A 19,529-nucleotide genomic window follows, 5' to 3' on the forward strand; every position below is an offset into this window, starting at 1 on the left:
AGTATGTGTAATGCAAAAAAGATTATTCGTAAATGAGAATGAAAAATTATTTTATAAGGACTGGCATTCTTTTAGTTTCAAATCTTTCAAAGTCTATAGGGCAATATGCAAATGTTGCTATAGGTTCTGAAGTCTCGTTTGTAAAAAAAGTGTGGTTAATTACTTCACCAGAAGAAGAATAAAAAGTAATTTTGGTTTTTGATATAGGAGGAATCGTTATTACCAGTGGTTTACTTGTCATACTGATCAGCTCCTAAACTATTTGGTTCTATATGAGCTTAATATGTATTCAATAATTGTATATGAATTCATTTTATAAAGTTAGCACCTTGTGAATTGAGAAATTTAACAAAATAGTTATTTGAATTAGTTTTATCAATAAAAAAAGAGCCGTATTAAGACTCTTTTTAAAAAGGTTTATTAATCATTTGTTTTCTAACCAAAACAAAAACTGTACCTGCAACAACACAGGTTGCATAGATTTTGCCACTTATGCCACCAAAAAATTCAAGTCCGAAAGGTAGTAAAAAAGTAGCAATTCCTACTATGTAAGCAAATATGCCAATAATTTAGCTAGTTTATTTTTATCACCAATAAAAGTAGCATCTTGGTATCCAGCAATAAGAAATAATTGTTTTTTAATATGAATCAGATAACCCATTATTACAATGATTAGACCAACAAGTGTGCAAACTACAAATCCACTCATTATATTCACCTACCTTATTTAAATTTTACCATATTTAGATTGGGATAGTTATTGTATTAAACAAAAAACATGCACAAAAATTGTGCATGTATAATAAAAAGCTATGTCTTGCCTATGTATAAATATGTTTGGTTTATATGAATCGTGAGTCTGTTTGAACAAAAGGGTTATTTATTTCAAATATAAAGAGCGCTTTTTAGGGCGCTCCATGACTAAAACTAATATTGAAAAAGAATACCGCATTATATTTTATGTATGTTCTTACTAAGTGTGCAGTTTAAACAATTTTTCTTTTGCACAACGAAGCAGCTAGTTCATAAAACTAACTGCCTGTTGTACAAAAGAAACGCTACGCTTACAGAAATAGTTTGTAACTTTAAGTTACCAAAATAGTATAAGCGGAGTTGAAAATGTTATTCGGAAATAAACGAAAATAAAAAGAGCAGCTAGCAAAAGCTAACTGCAATGAGAAATTACCCCCATGAATTTAGGAGTATATAGTATGGACAAAAATATCAAGTTTATGTAACAAAAATTAAAATCGAGCAGTATTAGCAGAATATTGAATTTTATTCAGTTCTTTAACAAAATCCTTATTTTAAAGCTAAAGAGTGCCTTGTAGAGCACTCCTTATGCCTAATTACAAATGCTTATGTTCGATCTTAGATTGATTTCTTGCCTGGAGAAATAAAATACTCTTAAAACAAAATTTAGATAGACAATACAACCCAGAATTACAATATAAAACACCGTACAAAAGAAGATTTAAATGTATTTTAATGTCTTGTTCATATTAGTGCCTTCCTAAAAGAGGATAATTTAGATTTTAATATGATACGTAAAAAAAGGTGCATTTATATGGGGCAGGATGACTAGCAAAAGTAAAACAAAATCGTTATTTGAATAGAAAGAGATTCAAAAATTATAAGGTGAAAAGCGTCATGTATTATCCATTGTAATTAAATATTCATAGTATAAAAGATGGAAAACAAAATATTTACAGGATGAGGTGAATATAGGATGTTTTTTGATCTTTTTTATAATAAAACGCAAATGCGCCCTTTAGGAGGATCGGGGCCTGCACAAAGTACTATTCAAGCGGTTCATCAGGCTATACAAGCACAACAACAAGCGCTGCAACCACAGCACGCGCAACAAAGTTATACCCCAGCACAATCATATTATTCTTTACAGCCTTATTACCCAGCACAATCATATTACTCTGTACAATCTTATTATCCAGCACAATCGTATTACCCAATGTAGATTATACAGAATAGAATATTCTTTTTATTGATTTCATATGAAACTATATATTTTTTATAGTAATAAAAATAATAAAGTAGATTTAAATAAAAAGAGCGCTTTTAAAAGCGCTCCATGACAAAGATTTATATTGAAAAAGAGTAGCGCATTATACTTTAAGTATGTTTGGGGTTTATGTGCAGGCTGTAATAAAATCATTATTTTAATTGGTTCACCCCCTTGAAGGGCGCTCCAAGGGGCTAAGATTCGAGAACTTTTAAACTCTTGTTTAATTACATGAAAGCTCCCTAAGGAAAATCTATGGTATTTTAACGCTCAACTGATTATTTTGACAACCATATAGTGATAAAAAGAAACCCCGATTGTCCGCGGGGGTTCTAAGGGTAATTGCCAAGTAATGACGTACTCGACTAATTAACCATATCATGAATTTTTTGGTAAAAAAACTGGTAAATGTGTCCAAGTGAATGAGGGCATCATTTTCAACAAAAACGCTATTTTAGTAGAAATCATTAAAAAGGACCCGATTAGGGGTGCGGGTCCTTTTTAATGGAACAATAGAATTTTATGGGATTACCAATAAGTTTCCATGAAAGGGGATTAACTTCCAGTACATAGATATTGAGAAAAATTTATATAAAAACTTCATTTTGTAGACATAAGGAAAATAAAAAAAGCACCATGCATAAGTGCTCTTTAAGAAAGGAGGTAACTCTTTAAGCGGAACGTCTAGGTTAGAAATATATGATGTGAAAAGGAAATAAGAACAAAATTTCATTTTAGATTTAATACAAAAGAGCAGCTAGCAAAAGCTAACTGCCCTGGTGAATAAGAAGAACACAATGGTCATTCGTATTCAACCTTGGTGTACTTATATGGTTAACAATTTTTAGAAATTTATTCAATAAAAGAGCAGCTAGCAAGAACTAACTGCTCGACCCTCGACCAAGAGAGCTAGAGTGGGAAGAATTTAAAGCTGACTTTTTAAAGTCCTATATAGTATGGGTGAAATTTAGAATTTTATTCGTGTGAAACATAAAAAGAGCAGTTAGTAAAAGTTAACTGCTCAGGTAATGGAATATGGTTCGAAATGGGTTATCTGTATGATTGACAGAATATTAAGTTTTATTCAGGGGGGATAAGGAAATGAATAAATTTAGGCTGTTCCAACTTGGCTTTGGTCTGCAACATCAGAATCGAATGTATTTGTTGCACTAACGCCGTTAAATGTATTGAGAACAAAAGCAACATTTGATGAACCTGACCCATTATAAGCTTTTGTATTTTCTTTTGGAGAAACGTTATAGAAATCACCTAAGTTGAAAGAACCGTTACTATTTTGTACAACCATATTTCCAACAACAGATGGCATGATTTTTACCTTCTTTCCTAAGAAGTATTTAAATTAGTATATGGTGTATACATCTAGTGGTTCATTTGAGTTAGAAATTTTGAAGAGATATTTTTTGGGAATTTAATAAAATAATCCTTTTAATAGAAAGTGAGGTTAGCAGAATGAAACCTTTGAAGAAAAGAAAAGTAAATAATCGTCGTGCAAAAGAGGTGGAGAAGTATCAAGTCAATAAAGCTTGAAGAAACATTTTTGTACAAGCTGGTATTTTAAAGTGAAAGTAAATAGAATATAGTCCGGCTAGAAAACTAGAGGACACCAATTCATTAAAGCAGCAATTAAAGCTGTTTTAGGAATAGGTGTCCTTTTTATTTTGAAAAAGGGGGTGGGGAAATATGAAGGCACTAAAAGACCAATTACGTGAGTGGAAAAAGCAATCGAATCAAACAAGGAAGAAAAAAAGACATAGAGTTTAAGTAGTTGTGAGATAAATTGATAACTAAAAAGATAAATAATTAAACATTCGGATGTATTGAATGCAAATGAAATTAAAATTAAAAAGGTATAATTTTAATTTTTAAGTTAAGTATAGAAAAGAAATGAATTATCTAGATATAAAGAAAGGATGGATTTTTGCAATGAGCTCAAATGAATCAAATTTCAGTTTTAACAGTAACAAAGATATTGTAAAGTACCTTAATGTAAGAAAAGACCCTGTTGATTTAAGAGACAAAATGTTTCGGAGTTACTTGTTTAGTAATGAGGCAGATTTGCCAACGCAAGTCGATCTTCGTTCTAAGATGTCAGATGTAGTAGATCAATTGAAGTTAGGCTCTTGTACGGCGAATGCAATTGTTTCAGGGTTACGAGAATACCTATTATTACAATCAGGTCGTCCATTTACTTGCTTATCTCGTTTGTTTTTATATTATCATGAGCGGGAAATAGAAGGTCATATTCAGGAAGATAGCGGAGCGAATGTTCGCGATGGTATGGATGTTCTTAAAAACATTGGGGTATGTCCTGAAAAGGATTTTCCTTATACTGAGGATTTTAGAGATAAGCCATCTTCGAAGGCTGAATCAGATGCTACGCTATATAAAATTGGGGCCTATTATCGTATTCAAGACTTATCGAGATTAAAGGCTGCACTTGCTCATGGATTAGTTGTTGTACTTGGATTTGCTGTACCGGAATCTTTTATGTCAGATGAAGTTAAAAAGACTGGTATAGTTCCAGTGTCAGGAACAGATGATGTAATTATTGAAGATGGTCACCAAGCAGGACATGCTGTTTGTGCTGTTGGATATGATGATGATAAGCAAACGGTTATTATTCGCAACAGCTGGGGAAAAGGCTGGGGAGATAAAGGATATTGTTATTTTCCATATGAATTATTTAAAAATGGAATTGTGCAAGATATGTGGACAGGTCGTTAATTAGAAAAGGGAGTGGAAGTATGGAAATTGAAAAACACGTTATACATGTTACAGGTAGTATAAAAGAGCGTGAAAAAGATGTAGAAATAAAGGGTGTAATGCATTATCATCTATTAATTAATAATATATCAGTTATACATGCAAGTGGTGTAGAGGCATCAACGATTCCAGATGAGCTATTCTGTGCTATTCGTTACGGGGATAACGAGGGTTTGGGAGAGCCAATTAGTGGTCTAGAATCAGGTAATCCAATTGAATTACAGGGAGTCTATATTGATAAAAATCATACATATCCTTCAATTGGAAATCCTGGTGATCCAGTTTTACATTTTACCCACCATCCAGTAGGTTTTGTTATCTACAACGGAAAAAGGTATGAGTAATATCTTTGTACAAGCTGGTATTTTAAAGTGAAAGTAAATAGAATATAGTCCGGCTAGAAAACTAGAGGACACCAATTTATTAAAACGGCCATTAAAGCTGTTTTTGGAATAGGTGTCCTTTTTATTTTGAAAAGGGAGATAGGGAAATGAAGGTGTTAAAGGATCAGTTACGTGAATGGAAAAAGCAATGACTAGGTTTAAAATCTAATCATTGCTAAGTGTATACAAAATTCTATACAGTTTTCAGCTAATACAGAAACAAACAAGTACTCTAAAACCTATGTCAGGATAAGAATGTATATAAAGATGAAAGGGTTATAGAAAATAAACAAGGGGAATCCTTCTGGGAGTATGGATTCCCTTGGTTTATTGCTATCGATGTTGAGACGTTATGTTAAGCTCATATGTATAAAATATGCATGGTAAGTTTTATTGGACAAATATTCAAGCTAAGTTAATAGATTTGAATATAAATAATTATAATCAATTTCAAAAAAGGTGGTGAATTATTTTGAACTCATATTTTTCAAGACCTAAGGGATGCTGTAATAGATTTTCCCCTGCTGTTCCCCCATTTTCACCAGCGTATCGAAACTTCTGGCAAAATACATTTGTTACGATACCTAATGGACAAGACATCCCATTTAACAACCAAAGTGAAGCTGCCGCGGGAGGAATTGTTTTACTTTCTCCTACTACGGTATTCATTCCAGTAGCTGGTGATTATGAAATTAACTATGTAATTACAACCCATGATATAACAGGTGTAAGTTCAGAACAACAAGTAACTGCTATCCTAAACGGGGCGCCAGTTCCTAATTTCCAAACATTTTTTGGAGCAATAACTACCACTGGAGAAGCATGTGACCAATTTTCAGGAACAGCTATTTTAAGAATACCAGCTAACTCAACTTTTTCATTAAGAAATACAAGTCTTGATGGATTTTCTCTAGCTCTTTGTGATTTTGTTGAAAGTGGCGCAGCACTAAGTATTAAAAAATTGAGTTAAAATTTTAAAAAAGATTTTAAAAACCGTTTTTCTAAAATAATGAAGATGCTCTTTATAAAAGTGATTGTGAAAAATAATAAATATGTCTAATACATTATTAGATTTTTCTCATATTATAGTATTGAAAACTGCATAAGGGGGTGAAAAAGAATGGACGAGCATGTACAACCTCGACTTTCGCCACCATGGATCACATATTTTAACGAACTCAGAAATTCAATCGGAGCTGATCCAACTGTAACAGTAGGTCCGCTAATACCGACTGATGGAAATTTTATTATTTTAGTACAAACTACGGATTTTGAAAAAGCGATTGCATTAGCTACACTTCTTAAACCTACAGTGCAATTTGGCAATGTAAATGTTACTATTGTTGTTAGTGTTATTGGGGATGGAATTGTAAATCCGATTCCTTGTCCTTTAGACGCTTTTGAAATTGCACACCTTTTTCAAGTAGCTTTAGAAAACAACTTGTATTTTGAACAAGTTGTTGTACAGCCGCAGTTCCCAGGTGGATCTAATGTTGTTTTTCCAGTTTTTGCTGCGAAAGTAATTCAGTTTTTTAATGATGATATTTCCAATTTATGTCAAGCATTCACAGAAGTCGCTGCAAAAGTTTTTCGTGATGTAATGAAAGATACGATTTGCGGTATACCAATTTTGTTTTCGACAAGCTGTACTACAAGTACTGAAATTAGTGAGGAAACGGTTCAAAATACAGATACAGACCCAAAATTGTTTTATTAATTAATTAATTAAAAAAGACATTTTCAATTTAAGAAAATGTCTTTTTTGTTCCCCTTGTTTTTTTGAGTATTGTAGTTTTAAAATGTTTTTTTCGCCAAGCTACCCGCTTCATCTTCAGTGAGTACTGTTATTTATCAAAGGCTTCTAAACCTTCATGATAAAGAAATTTACAGAGCGTAATCGCTCTGTAATTACGCTCTTCCTACTAAAATCGCCTGTACATCTGTAGTTGGATTTTAATAAGATATACAGAAAATATTTTATTTTGATAGGAGGTGATTTTATGTCGTATCACAAATCAAGTAGTTCAAGCCATTATTGTAGAAAACATACAATTACAACCGGTCCATTTTTAGTTCCTTTTGATGCTCCCAGTGGAGGATCAAATAATCGACTTATAATTCTTATCAAAAATCCTACAAATAAACCGTTAGAGGCTAATATTGCTATTGAATTTAGTGAAATACCACAATTTAGCATACCTGGTATAACACTTCCCTATTTAAATACTCTTAAAGAAGAGCCATTCCCTAATGGTATTGGTCCTACTACCATACTTCCAAAGAATATACTTCGGCTAGAAGTTGATATTACCAATTATCAAAATGCAGTTTTTCATGTTAATTCTACTGGCGATTATTTAATAGGTGATGATCGTCCATTACGTGGGAAACTTGAAATTGAAGTGATTGGTGGAGTAGGGCTTACCTCACCCACGAATGCTGGTCTTATTGCTGCAGACCCATCTTTAACATTTCATTATGGAGATTTTATAGTTTAACTAGCTATGATTTCACTTGTTTTTTGGTGTGGGTGCTGGTTCGCCATGTAGGGACGAAACAATTCTAATTTAACTCTCGCTTTCGATATTTATGTAAATGAGCTGTCCATAGGGGCAGCTTATTGTATTTTTGCCTAGCGTGTTTTTTTACCAAAATGCTGATGGTATCCGTATACAGTTACTCATAAATTTCGTACTGCATAACTCAAAAAAGAAAGTTTAATTAAGTCAATGATAGCAAGAGATTCAGCGGGTGGCTCAGTTACACAAAATATAAGATATGGGTAACTAATAATATAATAAGTAATATAAGTTATCATTGAATATGTAAAATAATAATGGTGGAGTGTGACAAATGAATTGATCTTGGATTGAAGAAGGATTAAAGTGGATTGGAAGTTTAGGGATATTCACATTAGGTAATGCAACGATTACAGGAATTGTTGGGTATCTTTTTAAAATAGCACTTTCTCATATATTAACTAAGCAATCAGAAGAATACAAATCAATATTAAATAAACAGACTGAAAGTTATAAATAGGAGCTACAGAGATTAAATAATAAACATCAAATTACTTTTAGTAAGTTACCATATGAAGAAACACTTCAATGTATTGCAAGTGCCGTATATCGATGACAAGTCATGTGGGAACATCTAAAAGAATATGAGGTGGAAAAACATGAACATCCAGAGCCACATAAAAATCAACCGTCAGATGGCGATACTTGCGAAGATTAGAATGCCTCAGTTTGCAACGAGAAGACATTTGATGAATATGCATGATATGGGCGGTATCTGAAATGCAAACCGTATTATGGGAGATTTAAAATCATACGTGAGTAAGACGGTGCAAGGTAAGGAATACGTATATTATTTGAACAAAGAGAATGAGAAATAGTTCCTGATGTGAATTTTTGTGATGAAGAAAGTATACTTCATGTAGTTGAGGTAGATCGTTCGCATGAGGATGGTGTAAGATGTCTACATTTCATGTTAGATATGAATTATGAGAAAATAAAACAATATGGATCGAATACAAGTAGGTCATTTGTTCCGTTATCGCAGTCTTCCATTTTTCTTGCTGATTGTATTTTTTTTTACAGGATTTGGATGAGGTTTACTAGGAGCAATTTCTTTTGGAGGATTCATGTTATCAATATGTTCAATTACATAATGGTTGATATTTGTAAGAAGAGCACCGACTTAAGGTGTTCTTTTTTAGTTTTATTGTAAAGTTATTGTAAATGATAAATACATTACGTTATTTATATTATATAATCTGAATGTATTGAAATATAATTTTTAAGGAGGCTGTATATGATAATTACTTTTTATTTTTAAATGAGCCGTTTCAATAATATATGATGCGGAGAAATGTTTTTTACTTTTCTTTTAAATACTTGATTTAAATGGATTAGAGTAAGTGCTAGTTTTTCTAGTTTTTTAACGATCAAGACAAATAAAGAAAGGAAGTAATCATTTTATGGACAAACTAAGACTGTTAACATTTGAAAATATAGTAGAACCTCTTTTAAACGAAAACGTATCATTTATATATTTTCCTATTGAATGGCTCGATATTGTAGAGATACATTATAAGACATTTTTATTAACGAGTAAGTTGAAACGATTAAATGAAAGATTATATGATATGTTTTCTGATATATTATTTATTCAGCATAATCCATATGTATTAAATGAAAATACACCATGGATTGTATGTAAAGAACCTATTAGAAAAGAACAACTCGATTATATTTTTCAAAGTTGGTATGAGATTATTCATGATTGGAAACCTAATAAATTAATAGAATCGCCAAAATATGAATGGCATTACGATTTGATTGCTAATTTAACAGTACTACATGATAAAGAAATATATTCTAAGTGGGTGCCCGCTTTAATTTCACATATTTTTTGTGAACGTCCTGTACAATTAGAAAATATAAACGAAGAAGATATATATTTTTCTCCTCTTAGATCACAAAATATTTGTGAGGCGATGTCAGAGCCTATTAAAGATGAAAAAACACAAGACTATTTCGCCTATGTATTTCGGTTCGAATATATAACGCGCGGAGGGGAGAACATTCCATTATTAAATGTTTCAATAGGAATTCGGAGGTTTTATCAAGAATATAACCATCCAGACATTCCTTTGCTGTTAAGACGAAAACGGGGTATGATATTAATTTCTACTCCGGGATTTGCATTGAATAATAAAAAATTACGGTTTGTAAAACTAAAAGTACAACAAGCTACAAACGGTATAAAGTGGATTAAAATATTTAGAAATTTAAAAGATAATTTTCATATAGGTGGAGAAGTTGAATTAGAACACATTCTTCAATATCCGAAAGATTATATGCTAGGGACAAATCTTAGGGTGTTGCTTCCATACAATGAGAGAATATATAAAGTTCAAGGTACTAAAATAAAACCAGGTATAAAAGTAAAGGAAAGAGAGTATCTATTTAAAGCGTTTCAGCAAAAATTCGCTTATTTTACATTAATACCAGAATGTAAGAAACTAGAAACAAATAATGAAACCGAATTATTCCCTTTACTTGCTCCAAAAGGATTAGAGACTATAACGCTAGAAATATGGTCTGAAAAAATATCGCTGGAAGTAGAACAAGCAATGTTTGAAAGTGAAATGGTGTTAGCTCAAATCAGTGAGTCATCATATGTATTACATGCAGATTCTCCAGTATTGTTAAAAATAGTAAGATGTAATATGGAAAAGGTATTGCAAAATCCATATAAAATGCAATATTGCCAGAAGTATAAAACGAATTTAGTAGAGGATGTTATGAAAGCGGTTTATGCTACTGCAGGTGAGCGCAATGATGCGACATTGGCGTTAATTGCAATGAAAAATTGTGATGGACGTGAAAAAATTGATCCAAAGCAAATTGTTAGAGAAGGATTTGCAAGAACAAACCGTATTTCAGCATTTATTAATTTATTTATAGGCCAAAGTGTATCTCGTAAAACTATTATAAATGGTATTTTGAGTTTATTAGAACAAAAAGGATTTTTAAAACGTAGTTGGAATAAGATAAATTTACCTTGTACATATGTTAATTTATCAATTGAACGAATCTCGAAATTTGATTTCTTACCTATTTTTTCACAAATAAAAGGAAAAGAAATTTCATATAAATTATATGGGAATACAGAGTGGCAAACGATTGATCGTTTATTATTAAATATTAATAAACATAATACCTTTTTACCGCAGCCTTCAAAAAGAAATGATATGGGGATTCAATTTAAACAATTTGTTTCTGAAACATTAACGGAAATTTTACAACATGCAAAAGAGCAAAATGAGCAAGTATACTTCATTATAGATGCGAATGTAAGAAAACATTGGATAAAAGAGTTACAAAATAGAGAAATTGATATAGATACTTTCCCTGATATTGTTCCAAATGTGCTAAAAGTTCCAAACTTAAATGCTGTAAGAATAAATACATCTTTTGATGTACCAAAATACGGTACGATAGAATGTGGTGACGTACTGGATAGTACGGGTTTATATATAGATCAAAAAGGAATGTATTATAGCACTGGTGAGTATTCGATTAATGGTAGTGAAACATTGCAGCGATACATACTTGAAATATTACCGCTAGGTGTAAAAGTTGTTGAAAGGAACTATATTGCCAAAATGGTACATTACATGAGCTGTAATTCAAGTATGCTTTTGGAAAAGAATATACACATGCCATATTCCATGCATATGGCGAAAGTAATAAAGAGCTATATGACGGATATAGATGCAAGAGAGTTTAAAGAGTTTGATGATGAATTGGATGTAGATATTATAAAAATAGAAAAGAAAGATTCAATTATTCTAATTTAAATAATAATAGACAAATCCTGTTCATTATATAGGTCAGGATTTGTCATTTTTTCATGTAAATAAGGATATCTTTTGTCATGTATCTTCTCTTTTACATATTTACTTTATTTCCATACAGGATTAAGATGTTTTTTAGAAATGAAAAACTACACCATGTGGAAAAGCAATATGAATTGACTCAAAAGAAATTTGAAAGGAATGAGGAATTGTGAAGAAATTAGATGTGCTATTAATGCTATTGAGCGGCCTCTTTCCAGTTGCAGGAATTTTAAAGCAAATCCCACTAGAACAATCTTTATATATTGGAGGCCTTTTATTTTTTACTAGTTTCGGTAGTTATTTTGCGAAAAAAATATATTCACGTATATGCAGCTGGATAGCGTATGCGCCATTTATTACACTTTTGTTAGTCATTTGGCATCAAGATATTTCAACTAGTTCAATAATAGCGAATGCGAAAATTGCCGCTTGTATCGCTTTAATCCCATGTTTATTTCGTTTTCGTACATATGGGCTTACTTTCGGTTTATTCGCATTATGGGCCGCTTTACTTTGGGATATGAAAGAAGTACAGTCGTTAGTCATACTTGAACGTATGTCTAGCTTAATGACAAGCAATTTCAAATATATCATGCTTTTAGTTGGTGGACTTATATTAGGTGGATTACTTGCGATGTTAATTCACCGCAGAGAGAAAGATAATAATAAAGAAAATATAAATCTATTTAACCAAAAAAAGAAACGCAAAAAATTATCCTTTAAGATTCCACTTCCAAGATTACCTAAATTTAGGATGAAATTATTTAAGTTTGGTGGAAAAGTATCAAAACGAAAAACGCCAGAAAAAATACGTGAGCATAATTACGAAGAATCGGCTCCAGCTGCAACATATGAAATGAAAGAGCAAATACATCAATATAAAGAAGGTACTGTTCAAGGACAAACAAGGATGGAACGTCGTAGAAATAGGTATAATGCATAAGAAATTTTAGTAAGCCTTTAATGATTTATCATTGAAGGCTTTTTTGTAATTACATATAGATTGCTAATGAGAAATTTATCCCACTTTTATGGGCAGTAAGACCCCCACCGCAAAATTCAGGGAAAGCAAAGAAGTTAGGTGGGGGTCGGGCTGCCCGTAAAAGTCCGATTGGTTCAACTAATAATCAATAGGTGATGAAGAAAACCCCCACTGATTAAAGTTTCACTTTATAGCATACCCTAAAGTTAAGGACTTAAATAAAATAATGGGAGGACAAAATGCTTATTATTACATATATTTCTGTCTGTATATTATTTTTAGTTAGCTTTTTACATGTTTATTGGGCTTTCGGAGGTAAGTGGGCTACAAATAGTGTTATTCCAACTAAAGCTGGAGAAAAGGCGTTTATACCAGGTACAGGAATGACTTTGTTCATTGCATTATTATTAAGTATGGCAGCTATGATTTTATTACAACAAGTAAATATTATTCATTTCGCAGTTCCTAATTTATTTGTTCAATTAGGAACCTGGGTTTGTATGATTGTGTTTTTTATAAGAGTAATTGGTGAGTTTCATTATTTTGGTATCTTTAAACGAAAAAAGGATACGCAATTTGCAAGAATGGATACTGTTTTATATATACCACTTTGTGCATTTTTATCTTTATCATTCTTTCTAGCAATTATAACGTGAACATAAAATAGTAGTTACTTTCTCCAAAATAAATAAACGTGAATTAACAAGGACTAGAAGTTAGAAATCTAGTAGTATATAAAAAGGATGTAAGCGTCTTCTTATCGAAATATAGATTATTATGAAAGGCGGGTGACACTATGAAGTATGTAAAAGTATGTATGAATGGCGGAAGTGAACACAAATTCTCGATGACTCTAGATCGATTTGAAGAACTTATTACAACAGAGAATGGACTATTAGAAAATAAATTAGTTAGTATTGAAAATGTAATGATTAATCCTACTAATATATCTTCTGTAGTTGAAAAAATTGGTGTACCGGCTAAGTTTATGGAAGCATAAAAATCGGTAAATAAAAAACATCCATAGGGATGTTTTTTTATTTATATATATGATAATTGTACAATAAATATATGAGCAAAATTTTTAGCAATACGTATGCATTTGATATGTCATAGATGCACAATAAAATAAGTACAAGCATATATTATCTAGTAGGACAAGACCTCGTGTCCTACTTAATACTCAGAAAAAACCTCTAATCACTTTAGGGCATCCAATAGCAGGGTGCCCTTATTTTTTATGAAAAATGTAGCTATACAACGGTTTCATTTCAATTATATTTTTCTTTAACCTTTGATTTTAAATTTATCTTTTATGTTAATAAAAATTAAGAATAAAATGACAGCAATAATTAAATTAGACAAATAGAAATTTTGGTGAAACAGTAGTTCAAAGATAACATCAAGTGTATACAATAAAGCGACAGCAGGTAATATACAAATAAATATAAATCTCCAATTTTTTAAATAATATTTATAATTAGTAAGTACTTTCTCCATTAATATTGCTCCCATAGTTTTTATTTTCTATATAATTATACATTTAAATAAAAAGATTTACAAAGTATTTAAAATTTATTTAGCAACTATTGTGATTTTGTGTGATTGATAACAGGAAAGCAAAAAATATTTTAGGTCTATAGCTTGAGAAGGAGATGGAGAAAAGTTTTATTAAAAACTTAGATAGCTGCATAAATCAGTGTAAGAAATGATTTGACTAAAAAGCTTTTAAAGAACGACAGTAAAATGATACACTATAATCTACGTTATTTTGAAATGAATAGAGGGATTTACGTGATAGATAAAATTAAAAACGTTGTTGATGATATGTACGAAGACGAAGCAAAACATTTACTTCAAAGCATTCTAATTCAATTAAATTTATTAGAAGAAAATTATAGTGAAGATTCAATTAAAAATTTGATGGATATTCCTAGGCAACTAACGAGTAATACAACTCAGGAAAAGAACATAAGTGAAAGTATACACATTCATATCGCTTTTGATGAATCAACAGCCGGTTGTTTAAAATATATGTTGAAACAGGAAGGGTTACTCGAGGAGAGTGTGGTTTCATTCTCTGAATTCTTTTCAATTGGGCTAATACATCAATTACATACAAATGAAGGTCAGTTAGCAAGAAAAGAGTGGTTAGTAAATAACTTAACCTCTTATGATAATTATTTTGAAGATGAGTATTTACGAAGATTTAAGGAAACTGTAGAAGTTCTACATTCAATTCCGAATGAAACACCAATTACCATTTGGAAGGCAGATAACGCACATGAACATGTAGGCTTAAGTTTTGTAATGGCACAATTAAAGGATAAGAAAAACATTCGGGTTATTAATACGTCTGAAGCAAGCAGAGAAATATTAAAACAAGAGTATGATATTCGTGGAACGGGAGAATTACCACCTGAAAGTTTAGCTCTATTCCAAAAAAGTTTTATAAAGTTGCCTTATTTAACCGAAGAGAAGCGCATGAAGTTTGAACATGAGTGGAATAGATTATCGGAAAGCATAGAATGTTTAAGAGTGTGGAAAGAAAATGAAGTGTATTCTGTACAGGAAGATTATTTTGATCAATTTATAATTGAATGCGCGAAAAGTGTGGGTGCTGATCGAGAGTTCCTCAAAGCTCCTAGAGTAATTGGTGAAGCACTTGGTCTTGTGGAACAATTGGTTGGAGATACTTTCTTAGAATATCGCTTGAAACAATTAATTAAACAAGAAGTATTTGAATTTGAAGGTTCGTTAGATGAAATGCGTTTTTATAGTGTGAAGTTAAGGAAATAATAAACACATTCTATTTTTGAAAGGCTCGTATTTTTAATAATACGAGCTTTTTAAGTTGAATTTGGGCTATACATAAGTTTCCCAAAGAGGGCATATCACATATGAATGGTAAAGGTAATGAATGAAAAGAAGGTGATTTGTTAATATGTATAACCAACAAAATTATCCATATGATCCAGCGATGTATTATAATCCACAAAACTACGGATATGAATCTACAAATGAAGTGAGAGATATGGAACAAGAAGATTATAGACCAGATGATGCGGAAGATGCTCCAACGTCACCACCACCGTCCCAAGCGCCATCGTTACCATCCACATTTGCTTCACCTGCACAAGCTGGTAATATGAAATCATGGATGTGTAACTGTCTAGGAAGATGGGGCTATTTACGTTTGCATCGTTCAGGACCTTTCGGAAGAGACTTATGGTTCTTTCCGACTGAAGTGAGAAGAAATGGAGTATCAGGTTACACTTGGCAAGGTGGTCGTCGTCGTAAAGTAAGTTATCATTATCAACAAATTAGTAATTTTATGTGCTTCGCATAAAGAAAAGTGAGAGAGTAGAAAGATTTTACTCCCTCACTTTTTTATTTTTCAATATATGAAGTAAGATTTTGATTAAAAATTTACAATTTTCACGTTTTTATTAGAGTATAATGCATATGTTGGGTTGGTTTTCAAAAACAAATGAGAGTGAGGGAATACAATGTCAATGAAAAACAAAGTTGGACTAAAAATAGAGGATGGCATTAATTTAGCTTCAGCTCAATTTAAAGAAGATGCGTATGAAATTTATAAAGAATCGCGAAAAAAACAACCTATATTATTTGTAAACCAAGTTGAAATCGGTAAAGAATGGCTCATTACTAGATATGAAGATGCTCTGCCACTTTTAAAAGATAATCGTTTAAAAAAAGATTGGACAAATGTGTTTTCTCAAGATACAAAGAACATGTATCTTTCCGTTGATAATAGTGACCACTTAACAACACATATGCTAAATTCAGATCCACCTAACCACAGTCGTTTACGATCTTTAGTTCAAAAAGCTTTTACACCGAAGATGATTGCACAATTAGACGGAAGAATTCAGAGAATAGCAGATGATTTGATAAGTGATATAGAGCGAAAAGGTACATTAAATCTTGTAGATGATTATTCATTTCCATTACCAATTATTGTAATAAGTGAGATGCTCAGTATTCCAAAAGAAGATCAAGCGAAATTTAGAATTTGGTCTCATGCTGTTATTGCGTCACCAGAAACACCTGAAGAAATAAAAGAGACCGAAAAACAACTATCTGAGTTTATTACATATCTTCAATATTTAGTTGATATGAAAAGAAAAGAGCCAAAAGAAGACTTGGTGAGTGCTTTAATACTTGCAGAGAGTGAAGGGCATAAACTTAGCGCTCGGGAACTATATTCAATGATAATGCTATTAATTGTCGCAGGACATGAGACGACAGTGAATTTAATTACAAATACGGTATTAGCACTTCTTGAAAATCCAAATCAATTACAATCATTGAAAGATAATCCAAAACTAATTGATTCGGCTATTGAGGAAGGATTGCGTTACTATTCTCCAGTTGAGGTTACAACTGCAAGATGGGCAGCGGAACCTTTTCAAATTCACCATCAAACAATACAGAAAGGAGATATGGTTATTATCGCATTGGCTTCAGCGAACCGTGATGAAACAGTATTTGAAAATCCAGAAATATTTGATATTACACGGGAGAACAACCGTCACATTGCCTTTGGACATGGTAGTCATTTCTGCCTAGGAGCACCGCTTGCTAGGTTGGAAGCAAAAATTGCTATTACTACGTTATTTAATCGAATGCCTAAACTACAAATAAAAGGGAATCGAGAAGAAATCAAATGGCAAGGTAATTATTTAATGCGTTCTTTAGAGGAATTACCATTAACATTCTAGAATATTTATTGTAAGACATGCATACATAGAAAATGATTTACATAGAGTATGTATGTGTTATTTAAATTCGAAACGGAAGGGTGAAAACATCCCAATGATCAACTAATTCTATTTGTAAGAGATCTTCGTTAAAAAACGAAATATTCTTCTGAATAGGATTAGTCTGTACATTTATAGAAAAGGGATGTATTTCGCTTTGCGAAAAATATAGTCTTTTCATATGATTTGTGCTGCCTCCTGTTCAGAACATGAAATAGGAGGCTTTTTTATGTCGACAAATGTAGAAACGAAACAAAATAATGGGGTATCACAAGTATTAAAAAACCGGTTTGTACAAGGAATTCTAGCATCAGCACTATTTTTACAAATTGGAATATGGGTTCGGAACTTTGCCGTATTACTATATGTAATGGAAATGACAAAAGGTGATGCTTTTGCTATTTCGATGATTTCAGTTGCGGAGTTTGCTCCAATTTTCATCTTTTCCTTTATTGGTGGAACGTTTGCTGATAGGTGGAAGCCGAAGAAGACGATGATATGGTGTGAAACGTTAAGTTCTATTTCAGTATTTGCTGTATTAATTACTCTAATGTTTGGAACGTGGAAAATCGTATTTTTTGTAACGCTTATTTCTGCAATCCTTTCGCAGTTTTCTCAACCATCTGGAATGAAATTATTTAAACAGCATTTATCGGCAGAACAAATCCAATTAGCGATGTCTATTTATCAAACAATATTTGCGATATTTATGGTGTTAGGACCAATTCTTGGAACATTTATTTTTCATAGTTTTGGAATTTATATTTCAATTATTATTACAGGTATCGCTTTTTTACTTGCGGCAGCTGTGTTGTTATTTCTTCCGAAAGATCGTGAGAATGATAATGAGAAGAAAGAAATCACTCTATTACAGGAAATGCTTGATGGTATTAAATATGTGAAAAAGAAAAAGGCATTAACTTTGCTAGGGCTTTGTTTTATGGCTGCAGGACTAGGTATAGGATTGATTCAGCCATTGGGTATATTTATCGTGACTGAGCAGTTAGGGTTGTCAAAAGAGAGTCTACAGTGGTTACTAACAGTAAATGGTGCAGGAATGATTGTTGGCGGTGCTTTAGCGATGGTATTTGCAAAAAACGTTGCGCCACAAAAAATGTTAATTATCGGTATGCTCGGTCAGGCAATCGGCATCGGTATTATAGGTTATTCCACAAATTTATGGGTAACACTCACAGCACAACTTTTTAGTGGGTTAGCTCTTCCATGTATCCAAATAGGTATTAATACGCTTATTATTCAAAATAGCGATACAGATTTTATTGGTCGTGTTAATGGCATTTTAAGTCCCTTATTCACTGGTTCAATGGTAGTAACAATGAGTATAGCTGGTTCATTAAAAGAAATGTTTTCACTCAGTATGATGTATGAGGGCACAGCTTTCCTATTTATAATTGGATTATTATTTATTTTACCTATATACAATTTAAAGCCAGTTATAGCGGTAGAAAGTGAAATGAATAGTAAAGGAAGTGCTGTGCAACATGAATCCTAATCCAAATGTTAAATACCCTATTGAAGGAAATAAAAATGTTCACTTTATAAAAAATACAATAACGAAAGCTAATATACATGTTGGAGACTATTCATATTATGATGCGAAAGATGGAGAAACATTTGAAGATCGAGTATTACATCATTATGAATTTCTTGGAGATCACCTTATTATTGGAAAGTTTTGTTGTATTGCAAATGGAGTTACCTTTATTATGAACGGAGCGAATCATCGGATGGATGGATTTTCGGCATATCCATTTAATATATTTGGAAATGGGTGGGAGAAGTATACACCTAGTTTGACTGATTTACCATACAAAGGAGATACAGTTATAGGAAATGACGTTTGGATTGGTATGGATGCAACCATTATGCCCGGAATAAAAATAGGGGATGGTGCAATCATAGCAGCTAAATCTGTTGTGACTAGAGACGTCGCACCATATACAATTGTTGGCGGAAACCCTGCAAATAAAATAAAGGACCGATTTACAAATACAATAATAGAGGAATTATTGCAAATTCAATGGTGGCATTTTGATATTGAAAAAATAACTGGAAATATAGATACTATTGTACAAGGGGATATAGAGCCATTAAGAAAGCTAAAAAGGGAATAAAAAATGCATAACAAAGAGTATCATACCTCCGA

Annotated in this window: 18 protein-coding genes and 4 pseudogenes; 18 read left to right on the plus strand and 4 right to left on the minus strand. The window is 31.9% G+C overall.

Going from position 1 to position 19,529, the window contains the following annotated elements; translation table 11 throughout:
- Positions 1 to 46: 46 nt before the first annotated feature.
- A complete protein-coding gene (locus AC2CGR_RS08100) occupies positions 47 to 241 on the minus strand; it encodes a hypothetical protein (RefSeq protein ID WP_042515056.1) in 195 nt (64 codons plus the stop codon).
- 166 nt (positions 242 to 407) lie between these two features.
- Positions 408 to 712 (minus strand): annotated as a pseudogene (locus tag AC2CGR_RS08105) (DUF3784 domain-containing protein).
- Positions 713 to 1,729: 1,017 nt separating this feature from the next.
- Here AC2CGR_RS08105 and AC2CGR_RS08110 point away from each other — a divergent pair.
- Positions 1,730 to 1,975: a DUF3947 family protein gene (locus AC2CGR_RS08110; RefSeq protein WP_060630981.1), complete on the plus strand. Its 246-nt coding sequence runs from the start codon at positions 1,730 to 1,732 to the stop codon at positions 1,973 to 1,975.
- A 1,156-nt stretch (positions 1,976 to 3,131) separates the two neighbouring features.
- Here AC2CGR_RS08110 and AC2CGR_RS08115 read toward each other — a convergent pair.
- Positions 3,132 to 3,347 (minus strand): spore germination protein, encoded by a 216-nt coding sequence (locus AC2CGR_RS08115; RefSeq protein ID WP_060630982.1) that lies wholly within the window; start codon positions 3,345 to 3,347, stop codon positions 3,132 to 3,134.
- Between the two features lie 143 nt (positions 3,348 to 3,490).
- Here AC2CGR_RS08115 and AC2CGR_RS08120 point away from each other — a divergent pair.
- The 12 genes and pseudogenes from AC2CGR_RS08120 to AC2CGR_RS08175 form a co-directional block, all read left to right on the plus strand.
- Positions 3,491 to 3,565: pseudogene (locus tag AC2CGR_RS08120) on the plus strand (DUF3983 domain-containing protein); the annotation flags it as partial.
- Positions 3,566 to 3,964: 399 nt separating this feature from the next.
- Complete coding sequence (locus tag AC2CGR_RS08125) at positions 3,965 to 4,765, plus strand: C1 family peptidase (protein WP_087965152.1); 801 nt, start codon at positions 3,965 to 3,967, stop codon at positions 4,763 to 4,765.
- A gap of 20 nt (positions 4,766 to 4,785) precedes the next feature.
- On the plus strand, positions 4,786 to 5,148 hold the full coding sequence (locus AC2CGR_RS08130; RefSeq protein WP_087965150.1) for a hypothetical protein: 363 nt from the start codon (positions 4,786 to 4,788) through the stop codon (positions 5,146 to 5,148).
- Positions 5,149 to 5,659: 511 nt separating this feature from the next.
- Complete coding sequence (locus tag AC2CGR_RS08135; protein ID WP_270185181.1) at positions 5,660 to 6,157, plus strand: BclA C-terminal domain-containing protein; 498 nt, start codon at positions 5,660 to 5,662, stop codon at positions 6,155 to 6,157.
- Positions 6,158 to 6,307: 150 nt separating this feature from the next.
- Positions 6,308 to 6,904 (plus strand): hypothetical protein, encoded by a 597-nt coding sequence (locus tag AC2CGR_RS08140; RefSeq protein ID WP_484480724.1) that lies wholly within the window; start codon positions 6,308 to 6,310, stop codon positions 6,902 to 6,904.
- Positions 6,905 to 7,187: 283 nt separating this feature from the next.
- Positions 7,188 to 7,685 (plus strand): hypothetical protein, encoded by a 498-nt coding sequence (locus AC2CGR_RS08145; protein WP_086389443.1) that lies wholly within the window; start codon positions 7,188 to 7,190, stop codon positions 7,683 to 7,685.
- A gap of 590 nt (positions 7,686 to 8,275) precedes the next feature.
- Positions 8,276 to 8,424 (plus strand): annotated as a pseudogene (locus AC2CGR_RS08150) (FtsK/SpoIIIE domain-containing protein); the annotation flags it as partial.
- Positions 8,366 to 8,860, plus strand: a pseudogene (locus AC2CGR_RS08155) (hypothetical protein). The pseudogenes AC2CGR_RS08150 and AC2CGR_RS08155, both read left to right, overlap by 59 nt.
- A 309-nt stretch (positions 8,861 to 9,169) precedes the next feature.
- Positions 9,170 to 11,557: an RNaseH domain-containing protein gene (locus AC2CGR_RS08160; protein ID WP_484480725.1), complete on the plus strand. Its 2,388-nt coding sequence runs from the start codon at positions 9,170 to 9,172 to the stop codon at positions 11,555 to 11,557.
- A 208-nt stretch (positions 11,558 to 11,765) separates the two neighbouring features.
- Positions 11,766 to 12,539, plus strand: a complete 774-nt coding sequence (locus tag AC2CGR_RS08165) for a DUF3959 family protein (RefSeq protein ID WP_484480726.1) — start codon at positions 11,766 to 11,768, stop codon at positions 12,537 to 12,539.
- A 278-nt stretch (positions 12,540 to 12,817) separates the two neighbouring features.
- Positions 12,818 to 13,234: a DUF3995 domain-containing protein gene (locus AC2CGR_RS08170; protein ID WP_087965143.1), complete on the plus strand. Its 417-nt coding sequence runs from the start codon at positions 12,818 to 12,820 to the stop codon at positions 13,232 to 13,234.
- Between the two features lie 140 nt (positions 13,235 to 13,374).
- Positions 13,375 to 13,578: a hypothetical protein gene (locus AC2CGR_RS08175; protein ID WP_000878362.1), complete on the plus strand. Its 204-nt coding sequence runs from the start codon at positions 13,375 to 13,377 to the stop codon at positions 13,576 to 13,578.
- Between the two features lie 287 nt (positions 13,579 to 13,865).
- Here AC2CGR_RS08175 and AC2CGR_RS08180 read toward each other — a convergent pair whose 3' ends face one another.
- Positions 13,866 to 14,078 (minus strand): hypothetical protein, encoded by a 213-nt coding sequence (locus AC2CGR_RS08180; protein WP_087965142.1) that lies wholly within the window; start codon positions 14,076 to 14,078, stop codon positions 13,866 to 13,868.
- Positions 14,079 to 14,354: 276 nt separating this feature from the next.
- On the opposite strand from AC2CGR_RS08180, the gene AC2CGR_RS08185 reads away from it, so the two are divergent.
- The 5 genes from AC2CGR_RS08185 (at position 14,355) to AC2CGR_RS08205 (ending at position 19,497) form a co-directional block, all read left to right on the plus strand.
- Entirely contained in the window at positions 14,355 to 15,377 is a 1,023-nt protein-coding gene (locus tag AC2CGR_RS08185) for a DUF1835 domain-containing protein (RefSeq protein WP_270185138.1), read from the plus strand.
- 145 nt (positions 15,378 to 15,522) lie between these two features.
- A complete protein-coding gene (locus AC2CGR_RS08190; protein ID WP_087967829.1) occupies positions 15,523 to 15,927 on the plus strand; it encodes a hypothetical protein in 405 nt (134 codons plus the stop codon).
- A gap of 160 nt (positions 15,928 to 16,087) precedes the next feature.
- On the plus strand, positions 16,088 to 17,323 hold the full coding sequence (locus tag AC2CGR_RS08195; RefSeq protein ID WP_484480727.1) for a cytochrome P450 family protein: 1,236 nt from the start codon (positions 16,088 to 16,090) through the stop codon (positions 17,321 to 17,323).
- 268 nt (positions 17,324 to 17,591) lie between these two features.
- Positions 17,592 to 18,875, plus strand: a complete 1,284-nt coding sequence (locus tag AC2CGR_RS08200; protein WP_087967824.1) for an MFS transporter — start codon at positions 17,592 to 17,594, stop codon at positions 18,873 to 18,875.
- Complete coding sequence (locus tag AC2CGR_RS08205) at positions 18,865 to 19,497, plus strand: Vat family streptogramin A O-acetyltransferase (RefSeq protein WP_270185137.1); 633 nt, start codon at positions 18,865 to 18,867, stop codon at positions 19,495 to 19,497. Before AC2CGR_RS08200 ends, AC2CGR_RS08205 begins: the two co-directional genes overlap by 11 nt.
- Positions 19,498 to 19,529 lie beyond the last annotated feature (32 nt).

Source organism: Bacillus sp. LSHTCR4, from assembly GCF_057197025.1.

Coding starts and splice junctions, on each gene's coding strand:
- AC2CGR_RS08170 (WP_087965143.1), top strand. CDS start 12,818: ATGCTTATTATTACATATATTTCTGTCTGTATATTATTTTTAGTTAGC.
- AC2CGR_RS08110 (WP_060630981.1), top strand. CDS start 1,730: ATGTTTTTTGATCTTTTTTATAATAAAACGCAAATGCGCCCTTTAGGA.
- AC2CGR_RS08130 (WP_087965150.1), top strand. CDS start 4,786: ATGGAAATTGAAAAACACGTTATACATGTTACAGGTAGTATAAAAGAG.
- AC2CGR_RS08160 (WP_484480725.1), top strand. CDS start 9,170: ATGGACAAACTAAGACTGTTAACATTTGAAAATATAGTAGAACCTCTT.
- AC2CGR_RS08100 (WP_042515056.1), bottom strand. CDS start 241: ATGACAAGTAAACCACTGGTAATAACGATTCCTCCTATATCAAAAACC.
- AC2CGR_RS08190 (WP_087967829.1), top strand. CDS start 15,523: ATGTATAACCAACAAAATTATCCATATGATCCAGCGATGTATTATAAT.
- AC2CGR_RS08145 (WP_086389443.1), top strand. CDS start 7,188: ATGTCGTATCACAAATCAAGTAGTTCAAGCCATTATTGTAGAAAACAT.
- AC2CGR_RS08175 (WP_000878362.1), top strand. CDS start 13,375: ATGAAGTATGTAAAAGTATGTATGAATGGCGGAAGTGAACACAAATTC.
- AC2CGR_RS08195 (WP_484480727.1), top strand. CDS start 16,088: ATGTCAATGAAAAACAAAGTTGGACTAAAAATAGAGGATGGCATTAAT.
- AC2CGR_RS08140 (WP_484480724.1), top strand. CDS start 6,308: ATGGACGAGCATGTACAACCTCGACTTTCGCCACCATGGATCACATAT.
- AC2CGR_RS08115 (WP_060630982.1), bottom strand. CDS start 3,347: ATGCCATCTGTTGTTGGAAATATGGTTGTACAAAATAGTAACGGTTCT.
- AC2CGR_RS08125 (WP_087965152.1), top strand. CDS start 3,965: ATGAGCTCAAATGAATCAAATTTCAGTTTTAACAGTAACAAAGATATT.
- AC2CGR_RS08180 (WP_087965142.1), bottom strand. CDS start 14,078: ATGGAGAAAGTACTTACTAATTATAAATATTATTTAAAAAATTGGAGA.
- AC2CGR_RS08200 (WP_087967824.1), top strand. CDS start 17,592: ATGTCGACAAATGTAGAAACGAAACAAAATAATGGGGTATCACAAGTA.
- AC2CGR_RS08205 (WP_270185137.1), top strand. CDS start 18,865: ATGAATCCTAATCCAAATGTTAAATACCCTATTGAAGGAAATAAAAAT.
- AC2CGR_RS08185 (WP_270185138.1), top strand. CDS start 14,355: ATGAATAGAGGGATTTACGTGATAGATAAAATTAAAAACGTTGTTGAT.